The organism is Synechococcus sp. NB0720_010 (assembly GCF_023078835.1).
Taxonomy (GTDB): Bacteria; Cyanobacteriota; Cyanobacteriia; order PCC-6307; family Cyanobiaceae; genus Vulcanococcus.
Map to the genome: position 1 here is coordinate 1,828,300 of NZ_CP090898.1, position 13,605 is coordinate 1,841,904.

Below are 13,605 nucleotides of genomic sequence, written 5' to 3' on the forward strand. Positions count from 1 at the left end.
GATGGGTTCAGTTTGAGGGATGACATGGCCTCGCCGCTGGCTACGGAATCACCCAGCATTAATCGGGCCTGGGAAGCCTTTGTTGCTCACGTGCCTGCGATTTTGTTGGCCTGGATCGCGGCGATGGGCATCAGCGTGATCGGCACGGTGGTCTATTTCGTGATCAGTGCCTTGCTGACGATGCTCAGCGGCGCCGACCCCAATGGCGGTGGAACGGTGTTGGCCATGGTCCTGGGGCAGCTCGGTCAGTTGCCCTTCATGGTCCTCTCCAGTTTCGTCGGGGTGTTGCTTGCGGCTATTCCCGCTCTCTATTACGAACGCGGTGAGGTGATTACGGTTCAGGCTGCCTTTGCAGCGCTGTTCGAGAAGCCCTGGCGTTACCTCTGGGCTGGTGTTCTGTTTACGGTCCTGGTTCTGGTGGGCTTCCTCTTTTGCGTGCTTCCAGGGGTGTTGATTTTGTTCGTCACCCCTCTCTATGTGAATCGCATTTTCAACACTAACTTGAGCGTGACCGATGCTTTTGCCGCGTCGGTCCAGGCCCTCTTTCGCTCTCCCCAGGGGATCCAGTATTTGGGTCTGGAACTGCTCACGACCCTTCTTGTTCTGGTGGTGTCGATCTGCACCTGTGGTTTCGGCGCGCTTTTGGCGCTACCGGTGAGCTCTTTTTACCTGCAGAATGCCGCTTACAGCAAGGGTTTAATTAGTTCGTGATTGGTTGGAGCTCTACGCCTTGTAGCTTGTTCTTCGCCTCTCTGTAACCGGCTTCGAGCGCTGTGTCGCAGCAGCTCCAGTCGAGGAGCCCTGCTGACATCAGGTCTGGTTTGAGTACACAGTCCGCAAGATGTTCCGCGTCGTCTGACTTTTGTCGTGCAGCGCCCAGAATGGAATACAAGATTGTGTCGGTTAGTAATGGCATCGATCGCTTGGCCAGGCCGGCCCTGGATAGCCATTGAATGATGGCGCCTTTGCTATCGGCAAGCGTTGGGATCGTGCGTTGGCCCTCTCCATGGTCGAGAGAGATTGCGATCACGACTCCTGAAGTTGAGCTCCGCGCTTCGGTAATCGGAAGGTTGTCAATAACGCTGCCGTCAACGTGAAGAGAACCATCCTCCATTTGGACCGGTGGAAGTATGCCTGGAATCGACATGCTCGCGATCACGCGATCCAGTAGGTTCCCAGCCGACCAGGCTGTCAGATGGTTTCTTGAGATATTTGTGGAAAGTGGTCGAAAAGGAATCCAGGTGTCGTGAATGTCGAAACTGCTGTAATCGGTCTTGAGTTGTTCGAGGCCTGTGCTGTACTGAAGAAGGGAGTGGAATGACGGGGAAAAAGAGTAGGGAGAGCCATCGACAAAAATCACTCTCATGTACTTATAAATAGCCTCCCAGGGCATCTCAAAGGAGCAAAGCATGCCAACGAAGGATCCAATACTGACCCCGTAGATCAAATCAAGTTCTAGTGCTCTTGTCTCTTGAAGAGCCTTGATGGCGCCGACATGTGCGAAGCCCTTGGCTCCTCCGCCCCCAAGTACCAAAGTCGTTGCGATTCCAAGGATGCACCGCGCCGCTCTTAAGGCGTCGGTTTGACAATCTTTGCGCACATTGTAGACATGGTGAACTGTTAGGCTGCTTGCCCTTTCTTGTAGCGGATCGGGTTTTTCCTGCTCCGATGGCCAGAGTCGAATGAGGTCAACCACTTCATCCTTTCTGGTGGATATCTGGGCACTAATCTCATTGCCGCTGATCAAAAGAAGGTTGGCATCAATGAGCTTTAGGTTGGAAGCCGAGATCAGTGTGTGTTCGTCAATGAGGAATGCGACTGAGCGTTCATTCTCGATCGATCGAGTGATATCGGCGATTTGTTCCTCGTGTGGCCATGTGCCTCTGCGTTTGTCAATGATGTCGATCTTTTTTGATTGAGAGAGTGCGTCGCAGAGTTGCTCCGCTCCGCTGGAGTCGGTGCGATTCAGGCTGTCTCTGATCACAATGAGCCTTGCGCCATGGCCCTTGTTCAGTGTTCTTCCTCTCGAGGCCTCGCGTGCGATTGAGGCCAGCATTCTTTTGCAGAGTCTCGGTGATTGATCCAGTAATTGGTTGAACGCGTCGCTGTCAATGGAAGCAAGAGTGCTCTCCGTTGTGGCGATCGCGGTTGCTGATCTCGCATTGCCGCAGAGCATTGCGTATGTTCCAAAGAGGCTTCCTTTTGAAGCCCTGTGAAATGGCGTTTTCGTTCGTGAGTTGGATAATTCATAAAGGCTGATAATGCCTTCCAGTACGACATAGGCTTTTCCGCCTGTGTCGCCCTGTTGAAAGATCAACTCATCGGGTTCGAAATGCTCGACTTTGAACAGTTCGCCTTTGATGTCGGACGGATCAATGCAGTCAAAGAACGGTGAGATACTGACCAGCTTCTCGATGATTCTCATGCGGGTCAGGCTTGGCCTTCTGCCTACCGTATGAAGGCAGTCGTGGCTCGTCAAGGAGAGCGCCTTACAGTCTGCTGGTCCTCGCGAAAGATTCCGTTTAGAGATTGTGTGAGGTTGGTGAGTCTATGCGCTCTATCTGTGTCGGCCTCACCTCTGATTGCTGTTAATAGCAACTAACTCAAGAGCGGGAAGTGAAGCCATGCGGGTGCTGCCATGTCTCCAATGTTGACGACAATGCGCATGAGCCAGTAGGCAAGCAAACCGACGGCGAAGCTCCCCAGGGGCCAGGCCGGGATCCCCCGCGGCAGCAGGCGCCTTTGGCGGATCGAGAACACGGACCAAGCCAGTAGGGCCCCCGCCACCACTGGGCCAAAAGCATGGAGCTGCAGGGCCCCATCAAGATTGCCGGTCAAGCTGGCGGCGGTGGCGCGGGTCAGATAGCAGGTCGGGCAGGGAACGCCCGTGAGTGCCCGCAGCGGACAGCTCCAGCCGGGCAGGCCCGGGTGCAGGCCCTTCAGCCAGAGCGCGCCGGTGAGTCCGGCAGGCAGCAGATAGCCGCTGAGTTGAATCCGTTGAAGAAACCGATTAGCGGTCAACCGAGCCCATGATCACGTCGATCGAGCCCAGGATCGCCATGATGTCTGCCACTTTGGCCCCCTTGAGGATGTGGGGAAGGATCTGCAGGTTGGTGAAGTCGGCCGCGCGGATCTTGAAGCGCCAGGGGGTCACATCGTTGTTGCCCTGCAGGAAAACACCGATCTCTCCCTTGCCTGATTCCAGACGGGTGTAGAGCTCGCCGTTGGGGATTTTGAAGGTGGGCGCCACTTTCTTGGCCACGATCTGATAGTCGAAGCCAGCGAATTCACTGCCCTTGCCCTCGGCCATGCGGCGGGCTTCCAGGTTTTCGGTCGGGCCGCCCGGGATCATTTCGCAGGCCTGCCTCAGGATCTTGAGGGACTGGCGCATCTCCTCGATGCGCACGCGGTAGCGGGCGAAGCAGTCGCCTTCCTTCTCCCAGGCCACGTTCCAGTCGAAGTCGTCGTAGCACTCGTAGTGGTCGACCTTGCGCAGGTCCCAGGGCACCCCGGAGGCGCGCAGCATTGGGCCCGACAGGCTCCAGTTGATCGCCTGCTCGCGGGTGATCGTGCCGAGACCCTCAATCCGCTTGCGGAAGATCGGGTTGTTGGTGATCAGCTTTTCGTATTCATCAATCTTGGGGCCGAACCAGTCGCAGAAGTCCAGGCACTTGTCCAGCCAGCCGTAGGGCAGGTCTGCGGCTACACCACCAATACGGAAGTAGTTGTTGTTGATCAGACGCTGACCGGTGGCTGCTTCCCAGAGGTCGTAGATCATCTCCCGCTCGCGGAAGATGTAGAAGAACGGCGTCTGGGCGCCCACGTCCGCAAGAAAGGGGCCAAGCCAGAGCAGGTGGTTGGCGATGCGGTTGAGCTCAAGCATCAACACGCGGATGTAGCTGGCCCGCTTGGGCACCGGCACGTCGGCCAGGCGCTCCGGGGCGTTGACCACGATCGCCTCGTAGAACATTCCGGCCGCATAGTCCATGCGGCTGACGTAGGGCACGAACATCACGTTCGTGCGGTTCTCGGCAATCTTTTCCATGCCGCGGTGGAGGTAGCCGATGACCGGCTCGCAATCCACCACGTCCTCCCCATCGAGGGTCACCACAAGCCGCAACACCCCGTGCATCGAGGGGTGGTGGGGCCCGAAGTTGACCACCATCGGCTCCGTGCGCGTTTCCAGCTGCGTCATGGGGCCGAGGAAGAGGGCTCGCTGGCGGGATCTTAGGAAGGAAGGGCCCGTTGCTTACACCTCCGCTGGGACAGGCCTTTGATCACGTGCCTGTGCTGGCCGCGCAGGTCTTGGCCAGTTTCACTGCGCTGGAACCCCTTTTGCAGGAGCGCGGTGGTGGCCTGCTGATCGATTGCACCCTCGGCGGGGGCGGCCACAGCGCCCTGTTGCTCGAGGCGCACCCCAGCTTGAGGCTCGTGGGCTTGGACCAGGACCCCACGGCTCGCCAGGCTGCGGCGGAGCGCCTGGAGCCCTTTGGAGACCGGGTCAGCATCGTCGCGACCAACTTTGCGGACTACCAGCCCCAGGAGCCGGCCCTGGTGGTCATGGCGGACCTGGGGGTGAGCAGCCCCCAGTTGGATGTGGCGGAGCGGGGCTTCAGCTTTCGCCAGGACGGTCCCCTGGACATGCGCATGAACCCGCAGGCCGGTGAGACCGCGGCGGAGCTCATCGAGCGCCTAGAGGAGACGGAACTGGCGGATTTGATCTACGCCTATGGAGAGGAGCGGCTCTCCCGCCGCATCGCCCGCAAGATCAAGCAGCACCTCGCTGAACAGGGGCCCTTCGCCGGCACCGATGCCCTGGCCTACCTGGTGGCGGGTTGCTACGCCCCCAAGGCGCGCCGCGGACGGATCCATCCCGCGACCCGCAGCTTCCAGGCCCTGCGCATCGCCGTCAACGACGAACTGGGGGCCCTGGATCGCCTGCTCCAGCAAGCCCCCGACTGGTTAGAGCCCGGCGGCCTGATGGGGGTGATCAGTTTTCACTCCCTTGAGGATCGCCGCGTCAAAACCGCCTTCAGCAGCGACGAGCGGCTGCAACGGGTGACCCGAAAACCAGAAACGGCTGGAGAGGAGGAGCAGAGCTCCAACCCTCGCAGCCGTTCCGCAAAATGGCGCGTCGCTAGGCGGCGCGATCTGAGCTGATCAGTTGTTGTTCATGATCCCGGTGTGGTCCTGGCTGCCGAACAGCTGGCGGTAGGCCGCGGTGCTTACGCAGATCAGCACCGGAGCCAGCACCAGCAGGCCACCGGCGTTGAACAGGTAGGCGACGCCAGCGACGACGCTCTCGACGATCACGAACCAGAGCACGGTCCACCAGCTGGGGTTGACCCCGTCGATGCCGGCCTGCAGGGTTTCGACCGGGCGCTTAGTGCCATAAAGCGACATCGGCACCAGGAACTGCTGGGTCACGACCAGCCAGATCTTGAAGATCGCAAAGGCGATCACGGGGATCCAGAACAGCACGGTGTTGACCTTGCCGAGGCCGAAGCCGATGCCCCAGGCGACGGCGCCCACGACCGCCAGCACGATCACCAGCAGCAGGCTGGAGCCGAAGAGGCGGCCGCTGGCATCGCTATCCCAGCGGGTGAAGCTGCTGAAGCTGGGTTTCTGGCCTTCGAGGCTGGTCCAGGCACCGCGGGTCAGCCCCACGGCGGCCCAGAGGGCCACGATGATGTAGCCGATGATTCCGACCACCAGGCCGATCTTGGTGGCGACGGGATGAAGCAGGGCCGGAGCGCCAAGGGCCAGGTGCAGCAGGCCGCTGGTGATCAGGCCGATGAAGGGGGCCATGATCACGAGCACCAGCACCTGGAACAGCACGAAGGGCCAGGGGGCGCGGCAGAAGGCCTGCCAGCCATCCTCAATCGCTCGCAGGATCGAGAGCTTGTTGGTGCCTGGGGTGGGCAATCCCATCGAAAAAGCAGGTGTTTGGCCGGAAAGTAGCGACCGCGACAGCGCCTGCCTACCAATGTTGAGCTTTTGAAGCGCTAGGCCCGGCGAAGGGTCTTGAGCGTTTCCTCCAGGACGTCCCCCGCCCGCTCCACATCGGCGCCGCTACTCGAGCGCCCCAGGCTGAAGCGCACCGAGGCGGCGGCCTCCAGGCGGCTGCGGCCCAGGGCTTGGAGCACGTGGGAGGGTTCGCCCGCGGCGCAGGCGGAGCCGCTGCTGACCGCCAGGCTGCGGCGCAGGGCCTGATGCAGAGCGTTGCCCTCGACGCCCTCGATGCTGATGTTGAGGTTGTGGGGCAGGCAGGGGGCTCCGGCGCCGTTGCGTTGGATGCCGCCCAGGGCCTGGCAGCGCTCCCAGAGGGCATCCCGCAGCCCGGCGAGCCGCAGCCCCCGCGCCTCGCGATCCGCCTCGGCCAGCTGCACGGCCTTGGCGAGGCCGACGATCAAGGGCACCGGCAGGGTGCCCGCCCGCAGGCCGCGCTCTTGGCTGCCCCCGTGCTGTTGCGGCGCGAGATCGACCCCAGGGGCGATGGCCAGGGCGCCGATGCCTTTGGGGCCATAGAGCTTGTGACCGCTGAAGCTGAGCAGGTCGATGCCGAGCGCGCGCGGCTGCAGGGGCAGATGGCCGACTGCCTGGGCGCCATCGCAGTGGAACAGCACCTGCTGCTGGCGGCAGAGCTGGCCGATGGCCTCGAGCGGCTGGAGAACGCCGATCTCGTTATTGGCGGCCATGACGCTGACGAGCAGTGTCTCCGGGCTCAGGGCGGCCTCGAGCTGCTGCAGGTCGATCAGTCCATTGGCCTGGGGGGCCAGGCAGACCAGCTCAAAGCCATGCCCCGCCAGATAACGCATCGGATCGAGCACGGCCCGGTGTTCGGTCGCCAGGCAGATCAGGCGCCGGCGGGTGCCGCCGCGACGCAACTCCGCCTCCGCCACCCCCTTGATCGCCAGGTTGTTGGCTTCGCTGGCACCGCTGCAGAAGATCAGCTCTTCAGCCGTCAGACCCAGGGCGCCGGCGATGGCGGTCCTGGACTGCTGGACCACCGCAGCAGCGGTCAGCCCGGGTCGATGCAGGCGACTGGCGGGGTTGGCGAACGCGTCGCTCCACCAGGGCGCCATCGCTTCCACCACCGCCGGATCGCAGGGGGTGGTGGATTGATAGTCGAGATAGGTGACGCCGGAGGCCATGGACGCCCATGCTGGCAACCATGCTGCCGAACTCGGGCGCCATGGGCCGTCGCATTCCACTGCTGTCGTTGCTGCTGGGCGCCGCCGCCGCTGCAGGGCTGGGCGCCCAGGCCCAGGAGGTGCGCGATGGCGTTTTCTTCAAGCCCTCGGAGCAGCGCCCGGCCGATCTGGTGGTGCTGCGGGAATGGGGAACGATCGAAGGGGGGCACCTGATTGGGGTGCACGGCGTGAAGCCCGATCCCAATGACCCCACGGCGCGAACCATCGTCGTCTGGGTGGAATCCCCGACCGGGGTGGAGCTGGCCGTGGACAACCTGCGCTGCAGTGCCAGTGCGCCCATGCGCCTGACCAAGCGCCGCAACGAACTCTTGATCAAGGAGCTCAACCCCGGCGGCCAGGTCACCGAGGCCAACCGCTTGGATCACAAGATCTGGTGGGCCGCCTGTTTCCCCGAGCAGGCCGGTAAGGATCCCGCCACCCTCGCGGCCCTGGCTAAGCATTTGGGCTACTCCGGCCAGCTGATCGAGCAGCAGCAGGTCCTGCCTGGAAACCCTCGATAGATTGCGGCGATGAGCCTCGAACCTGATACCCAACAAGACGTCACGCCAGCGGCACCAGCCCGTTTGCTGTTGGTGGATGACGAACCGGGGTTGCGCACGGCCGTGCAGGCCTACCTCGAAGACGAGGGTTTTGTCGTCACGACAGCCGTCGATGGAGAGGACGGTTGGGCTAAGGCCCAGGAGCTGCTGCCCGATGTGGTGATCAGCGACGTGATGATGCCCCGCCTGGATGGCTACGGCCTGCTGCGCAAGCTGCGGGAGGACGAGCGCCTGGGCGGCACCCCCGTCATTTTCTTGACGGCCAAGGGCATGACGGCCGATCGCATCGAGGGCTTCCAGGCCGGCTGCGACGACTACATCCCCAAGCCGTTTGACCCCGACGAGCTGGTGGCCCGGGTGCACAACGTGGTCAAGCGTCAGGAGCGCCTGTTGACCGAGGCCGCCCGCTTCGCCGATGCGGACATCGGGCAGATGGCCAAGCAGATCACCGAGATCCGCTCCCTGCTGGCCACCGGTGGCAGCAAGCAGCCCACTGCGGCGGTGAAGCATGAGTTCACCCCCCGGGAGGCCTCGGTGCTGCAGCTGGTGGCGGAGGGAATGATGAACAAGGAGATCGCCCGGCGTCTGGAGACCTCGATCCGTAACGTCGAGAAGTACGTCAGCCGGCTGTTCACCAAGACCGGCACCGCCAGCCGCACGGAGCTGGTGCGCTACGCCCTCGAAAACGGCCTGGTTGAGTAGGGCCTGGCTGCCGGCGGCCCTCAACCGCGGTCACCGCTACCGGGACCGGGTCCAGGCGGCCGCCCAGAGCACGGTTGGCTATTACGCCGAGCGCTATGGCCATTCCGATCCGTCGGTGTGGAGGGAGCGCCTGGCCGCCGGTGAGATCTGGTGCAACGGCCAGCAGCTCCGGGCCGATGCAGCGTTGGCAGCCGGGGATCAGTTGATCTGGCATCGGCCCCCCTGGGAGGAGGCCGCCGTGCCGGTGCTGAGTCAGCGCGCGGTCGTCTTCGATGACGGTGATCTGCTGGTGCTGAACAAACCCAGTGGCCTGCCGGTGTTGCCCGCCGGTGGATTCCTGGAGCACACCCTGCTGACGCAGCTCCAGGCCTGGGCGCCCGAGGCTCGGCCCGTGCATCGCCTGGGGCGATTCACTTCGGGCCTGCTGGTCTGCGCGCGGCAGCGCGAGACCCGGGCGCAGCTCAGTGCCCAGCTGCGGGAGCGCACCGCAGCATCAGCCGTCGTCTCGTGGGGTCGGTGTTGTGTATATGAGACAGGCGGCCGACTGGCGCTGCGGCGAGAGCCGAGCGATCACGGTTCCCATTGGCCGGCGGCCCCATGTGCTGCTGGGGCAGTTGTGGTGCGCGGCCCTCCCGGGCGATCCCTCAGCCCTGGAGTCCCGTAGTGCCTTGACCCTGCTCGAGCGCCGGCCGGTGGGCTGTTTGGTGGAGGTGGAGATTGCGACGGGACGGCCCCACCAGATCCGGATTCACACCGCCGCCTTGGGCGCTCCACTGCTGGGGGATCCCCTGTATCTGCCGGGCGGAGCGGCGCGCCCTGAGGTGCTGCCCGGAGCCGGTGGCTACCAGCTCCATGCCCATCGCCTGCTTTTGGAGCCGAGGGGTTTGGCGCTGGAGGCGCCCCTGCCCTCAGGCCTTCTCGAAGGCCAGCAGCCGTGAGAAATAGAAGGGGGCTTTGTTCAGGCTGCGGCGCTTGAGCACGAAGCCCGCCGCTTCAGCGGCCTGGACAATTCCCTTCTCGCGCAGGGTGTAGGCGCGGGTGGTTTTGCTGGGTCCAGGGAAGAGCTGGCCGATCTTCTTGAGCACCGCCAACACCGGTGTGTAGGGGGCAAAGCTGACGATCAGGTGCTTCTCGGCCATGGAGGCGAGGTGGCGCACCATGTCCTCGGCGGGTTCCTGGGGGTAGTGGATGAAGACATCCAGGCAGACCACGGTGTCGTAGCTGCCGCTCAGGCTCTCCAGGTCGGAGGCCAGGTAGCTGACGCGCCCTGGGGCGATGCCGGCTTCATTGGCCCGGCGCTCGGCTTCCTGGACCATGGCCCCCGAGAGGTCGGAGGCGGCAATTGAGCCGGCGCCCAGCTGCGCCAGCGGCAAGGTCAGGCTGCCGACGCCACAGCCGGCATCACAGAAGCTGCGGCCGCCCAGGTTCCCCTGCTCTTGGAGCCAGGCCAGCACGTTGTCGACGGTCTTTTGGTGGCCGATGCGGATGTTCCGCTGCACCTTGTTGACGTCACTGGACTCGCTGTAGATGCGGTTCCAGCGATCGAAACCGGTGGTTTCGAAGTAGCCCTTCACCTCTTGCTTCTCGGCCTGCTTCTCGGCGGCCTTGTCGTTGAGGAGCTGATCGGCGGGCATTCGGCGCAGGGGGGAGGTGGGGCGGATCCTATTCAGGCGGCCCGGCTCCAGCGCAGCTCAGCACTGGTCCCGCTCCAGCGCAGGGTTTCGCCGAGGGGCAGGGCCTGCAGTTGCTCCCGCACGCGGGTTGGCGCACCCAGCAGGCGCCGGGGCAGGACGGTGGCCGCGGCGATGGCGCGATCGGCATCGCCACTCCAACGGGCCAGGCGCCTGACCGCCTCGAGCAGGGGCAGGGTGACCCCGGCCAAGGTGCCGTCTTCGAGTCGGCAGCTCCCCTGTTCGACGATCAGGGTGCGCTCATCCCAGCGGTGCAGCCCGTCGGCCAGGCCATAGGGAGCGAGGGCATCGCTCACCAGCACGACCTGCTCGGGTGCCAGCCGCTGCAGCAGGACCGCCATGGTCGGATCCACATGGACGCCATCGGCGATCAAGCCCAGGGCCACGTCCCCGCGTCGGACGGCGGCGCCAATCGGTCCAGGACTGCGGTGCTGCAGTCCTGCCATCGCATTGAAGCTGTGGGTGAGCATCCCCACCCCCTGATCGAAGGCATGGGAGGCCTGCTCCGCCGTGGCCTCGCTGTGCCCGAGGCTGACCACAATCCCTCGGCTGCGCAGGGCGGCAATCACCGCATCGGAACCCGGTAATTCCGGCGCCAGGGTCACCAGGGCGATGTCCTCTTCGAAGCCGCCGATGCGGGCATCGAGGGCCTCCAGGCTGGGGGTTGCGAGGTGCTCGGCCGGGTGGGCTCCGCGTTTGCCATGGGCGAGAAACGGGCCCTCCAGGTGCGCCCCCAGCAGCCGGCAGCGGCCGCGTTGGTGCTCTGCGCGCGCGTCCCTCAGCACCCCCAGGGCTTGGCGCAGGGGGGCGACCCCGCAGGTGACCAGCGTGGGACTGATGGCTTCAACCCCATCGCGCCAGAGCAGCTCGAGCAGCTCCAGCAATTTGGGCAGATCGCTGGGTTGCAATTCGGGGAAGGCCAGTCCCAGGCCACCGTTGATTTGCAGATCGATGCCGGCGGGACTGAGCCAGTCGCCAGACCAGTTCTCACCAGCGGCGGCGCTTCCCTGGGGCAGCGGCTGGATGGCGGCGATCTGCTCCTGGGCGAGGCCAATGCGCCAGAGCCCCGGCTCTCCAGGCAGGCGAACGTGGCTCAGCCAGCGCATTCGATGCGAGAACGGAACCATGTCATCCTCGCTGCGAATGCTGAAACGTGCCGATGTCTGACGCTGCGCTGGTGGCCGTGGTGATGGGGAGCGACTCTGATCTGCCCACCATGCAGCCCGCCGTGGAGATGCTCAACCGCCTCGGGGTGCCCGTGGAGGTCCGCGTGCTCTCGGCGCACCGCACGCCCATGGAGATGGTGGAGTTCGCCCAAGCCGCCGCCGGCCGCGGTTTCAAGGTGATCATCGCCGGGGCCGGCGGGGCGGCTCACCTGCCCGGGATGGTGGCGTCCCTGACGGTCTTGCCGGTGATCGGCGTTCCGGTCCAGACCCGGGCCCTCTCCGGGGTGGATTCCCTGCATTCGATCGTGCAGATGCCCGCTGGTATTCCCGTGGCCACCGTGGCGATCGGCAACGGGGCGAACGCTGGCCTGCTCGCCGCGCAAATTTTGGCGACGGCCGATGGGGCCCTCTCCGCTCGCCTGGCGGAGTACCGCCAGTCCCTCCACGATCAGGTGGTGGCCAAGGACGCCCGCTTGCTGGAGCTGGGCAGTGCCGCTTACTTGGCACAGATGTGATCGGTTGGGGCGGTGTTGTTGGGGTGACCCATGCTTGAACGTCTGGTTCTGCCGCCCTGGTTGCGCCTGAGCCTGGCGCTGCCGCTGTTGGCCTTGAACCTGTGGGTTCTGCGGCAACTGCTTCTGCCGCTGGCCCCCTTCCCCGCCCTGTTCGTCGGGGCTGCGCTGATTGCGTTCCTGCTGGATCTCCCCACCCGTTGGTTGGCTCGCCGTGGCCTCCCCCGCGGGTTGGCGGTGTTGCTGGTGGTCGGCCTGTCCCTGACCCTGTTGGTCTTGGCTGCCCTCTGGTTGGTGCCCCGCCTGATTGAGCAGCTGGGTGAGCTGATCAATTCCCTGCCCTCTTGGTTGGTTGAGGCGGAGGGCGTGCTGGATCGCCTGGAGGTCTGGGCTGCCGATCGGGGATTGCCGACGGAATTCACGGACCTCAGCAGCACCCTGTTCGCCCGGGCCAGTCAGCTGGCCAGCCAGCTCAGCCAACGGGCCCTCGGGATCCTGGGGGCCACCGTCGGTTTGACGGTCAATGTGGTGATCGTGGCGGTCCTGGCCCTGTTCCTGTTGCTGGGCGGCGACCCGATCGTGGCGGGCTTGGCCCGCTGGCTTCCCGAGGGAACGCGGGCGTTGGTCACCGGCACCTTGAACCGCACCTTCCGGGGGTACTTCGCCGGGCAGGTGCTGCTGGCCTTGATCCTCAGCGCCCTGCAGATCGTGGTGTTCACCCTGCTGGGGATTCCCTATGGGGTGCTGTTCGCGGTGGCGATCGGCTTCACCACCCTGGTGCCCTATGCCAGCGCCCTGACAATTGTCTTGGTGAGTGTGTTGCTGGCCTTGGATGACCCCCGCACCGGCATCGAGGTGCTGGTGGCGGCCATCAGCGTCGGTCAGGTGGTGGATCAGGTGATCCAGCCCCGCTTGATGGGCAGCATCGTTGGTCTGCAGCCCGCTTGGCTCCTGGTCTCCCTGCCCGTTGGCGCCCGCGTGGGCAGCTTGATGGGCTTCGGCGACCTGCTGGGCCTGTTGCTGGCGGTTCCGGTCGCCAGCTGCTTGAAAACCTTTTTGGATGCCTGGGGGCAGCAGCCTGCCCCCGACGTGATCACTGGGGAATGACGCCCGCTTCCCGCAGGTGGTTGATCACCAGCTCCACGCAGGCCTCGAGGCTCTGGCTACCGGTGTCCACCCGCAGTTCGGGCTTTTCAGGGGCCTCGTAGGGGCTGGAGATGCCGGTGAATTCCTTGATTTCACCCGCGCGGGCTTTGGCGTAGAGCCCCTTGGTGTCGCGCTCTTCGCAAACGCTCAGATCCGCGGCGCAGTGGATCTCGACAAAGTCGCCGTTCTCCACCAGGGAGCGGGCGCGGTCCCTGTCCGCCTTGAAGGGGGAGACAAAGGCCGTCAGCACCACCACGCCGGCGTCCAGGAACAGCTTGCTGACCTCGCCAATCCGGCGAATGTTCTCCTCGCGATCGGCATCGGAGAAGCCCAGGTCCTTGCAGAGCCCATGGCGGATGTTGTCGCCGTCCAGCACGTAGCAGGCCAGGCCGCGCTCAAACAGCGCCTGGTTGACCGCGTTGGCGAGGGTGCTCTTGCCGGAACCACTCAGGCCGGTGAACCAGAGGATGGCGCTGCGATGGCCGCGCTGCTCAGCCCGGGCGGCGCGATCCACCGATGCGTGGTGCCAGGCGATGTTGGTGGAGGCGCCCTTGTTGGTGAGCTCTCCGTAGGTGGGAGATGCGGTCATGGCGGGCCTTGGAGCAATGTCGGGCCATTGTCGCCGCCGACCGCTC

Annotated in this window: 16 protein-coding genes; 8 read left to right on the plus strand and 8 right to left on the minus strand. The window is 64.4% G+C overall.

Features of this window, described 5'->3' with window-relative positions; all coding sequences use genetic code 11:
• Positions 1–24 precede the first annotated feature (24 nt).
• Positions 25–711, plus strand: coding sequence for a hypothetical protein (locus LY254_RS09575; RefSeq protein WP_247476851.1), 687 nt, complete (start codon positions 25–27; stop codon positions 709–711).
• Here the strand turns inward: LY254_RS09575 and LY254_RS09580 are convergent.
• From LY254_RS09580 to LY254_RS09590, 3 genes are all read right to left on the minus strand, one after another.
• Positions 701–2,425, minus strand: a complete 1,725-nt coding sequence (locus LY254_RS09580) for a cyclic nucleotide-binding and patatin-like phospholipase domain-containing protein (protein ID WP_247476852.1) — start codon at positions 2,423–2,425, stop codon at positions 701–703. The two genes, LY254_RS09575 and LY254_RS09580, sit on opposite strands and share 11 nt — an antisense overlap.
• 173 nt (positions 2,426–2,598) lie before the next feature.
• On the minus strand, positions 2,599–3,021 hold the full coding sequence (locus LY254_RS09585) for a DUF2752 domain-containing protein (protein WP_371820458.1): 423 nt from the start codon (positions 3,019–3,021) through the stop codon (positions 2,599–2,601).
• Positions 3,011–4,195 carry an NAD(P)H-quinone oxidoreductase subunit H gene (locus LY254_RS09590; RefSeq protein WP_010313409.1) on the minus strand — a complete coding sequence of 395 codons (1,185 nt, stop codon included), beginning with the start codon at positions 4,193–4,195 and terminating at the stop codon, positions 3,011–3,013. The genes LY254_RS09585 and LY254_RS09590 overlap by 11 nt, the downstream gene beginning before the upstream one ends.
• Before the next feature lie 95 nt (positions 4,196–4,290).
• On the opposite strand from LY254_RS09590, the gene rsmH reads away from it, so the two are divergent.
• The gene (gene rsmH / locus LY254_RS09595; protein WP_371820541.1) at positions 4,291–5,160 is read left to right on the plus strand and encodes a 16S rRNA (cytosine(1402)-N(4))-methyltransferase RsmH; all 870 of its coding nucleotides are present in this window, start codon (positions 4,291–4,293) and stop codon (positions 5,158–5,160) included.
• Here the strand turns inward: rsmH and LY254_RS09600 are convergent, their stop codons facing one another.
• Both LY254_RS09600 and LY254_RS09605 read right to left on the minus strand, forming a co-directional pair.
• A complete protein-coding gene (locus LY254_RS09600) occupies positions 5,161–5,931 on the minus strand; it encodes a hypothetical protein (protein ID WP_247476853.1) in 771 nt (256 codons plus the stop codon).
• Positions 5,932–6,005: 74 nt separating this feature from the next.
• Complete coding sequence (locus LY254_RS09605) at positions 6,006–7,154, minus strand: cysteine desulfurase family protein (RefSeq protein ID WP_247476854.1); 1,149 nt, start codon at positions 7,152–7,154, stop codon at positions 6,006–6,008.
• Positions 7,155–7,162: 8 nt separating this feature from the next.
• Between LY254_RS09605 and LY254_RS09610 the strand changes: the two genes are divergently transcribed.
• From LY254_RS09610 to LY254_RS09625, 4 genes are read left to right on the plus strand one after another with little or no spacing between them, the layout of a single operon-like run.
• Positions 7,163–7,714 (plus strand): hypothetical protein, encoded by a 552-nt coding sequence (locus tag LY254_RS09610; protein WP_247476855.1) that lies wholly within the window; start codon positions 7,163–7,165, stop codon positions 7,712–7,714.
• 9 nt (positions 7,715–7,723) lie between these two features.
• Positions 7,724–8,455 (plus strand): response regulator transcription factor, encoded by a 732-nt coding sequence (locus LY254_RS09615; protein ID WP_247476856.1) that lies wholly within the window; start codon positions 7,724–7,726, stop codon positions 8,453–8,455.
• A complete protein-coding gene (locus LY254_RS09620) occupies positions 8,448–9,119 on the plus strand; it encodes a pseudouridine synthase (protein ID WP_247476857.1) in 672 nt (223 codons plus the stop codon). Before LY254_RS09615 ends, LY254_RS09620 begins: the two co-directional genes overlap by 8 nt.
• A 4-nt stretch (positions 9,120–9,123) precedes the next feature.
• Positions 9,124–9,393 (plus strand): hypothetical protein, encoded by a 270-nt coding sequence (locus tag LY254_RS09625; RefSeq protein WP_247476858.1) that lies wholly within the window; start codon positions 9,124–9,126, stop codon positions 9,391–9,393.
• Here LY254_RS09625 and bchM read toward each other — a convergent pair.
• Both bchM and LY254_RS09635 read right to left on the minus strand, forming a co-directional pair.
• Positions 9,364–10,089, minus strand: coding sequence for a magnesium protoporphyrin IX methyltransferase (bchM, locus tag LY254_RS09630; protein ID WP_247476860.1), 726 nt, complete (start codon positions 10,087–10,089; stop codon positions 9,364–9,366). The two genes, LY254_RS09625 and bchM, sit on opposite strands and share 30 nt — an antisense overlap.
• A 32-nt stretch (positions 10,090–10,121) precedes the next feature.
• Positions 10,122–11,273: an N-acetylglucosamine-6-phosphate deacetylase gene (locus LY254_RS09635; protein WP_247476862.1), complete on the minus strand. Its 1,152-nt coding sequence runs from the start codon at positions 11,271–11,273 to the stop codon at positions 10,122–10,124.
• Between the two features lie 32 nt (positions 11,274–11,305).
• Between LY254_RS09635 and purE the strand changes: the two genes are divergently transcribed.
• Both purE and LY254_RS09645 read left to right on the plus strand, forming a co-directional pair.
• Complete coding sequence (gene purE / locus LY254_RS09640) at positions 11,306–11,827, plus strand: 5-(carboxyamino)imidazole ribonucleotide mutase (RefSeq protein WP_010313389.1); 522 nt, start codon at positions 11,306–11,308, stop codon at positions 11,825–11,827.
• 30 nt (positions 11,828–11,857) lie between these two features.
• On the plus strand, positions 11,858–12,931 hold the full coding sequence (locus LY254_RS09645) for an AI-2E family transporter (protein ID WP_247476864.1): 1,074 nt from the start codon (positions 11,858–11,860) through the stop codon (positions 12,929–12,931).
• On the opposite strand, the gene cysC is transcribed toward LY254_RS09645, so the two are convergent.
• On the minus strand, positions 12,918–13,559 hold the full coding sequence (cysC, locus tag LY254_RS09650; protein ID WP_247476865.1) for an adenylyl-sulfate kinase: 642 nt from the start codon (positions 13,557–13,559) through the stop codon (positions 12,918–12,920). The genes LY254_RS09645 and cysC overlap by 14 nt on opposite strands.
• Positions 13,560–13,605 lie beyond the last annotated feature (46 nt).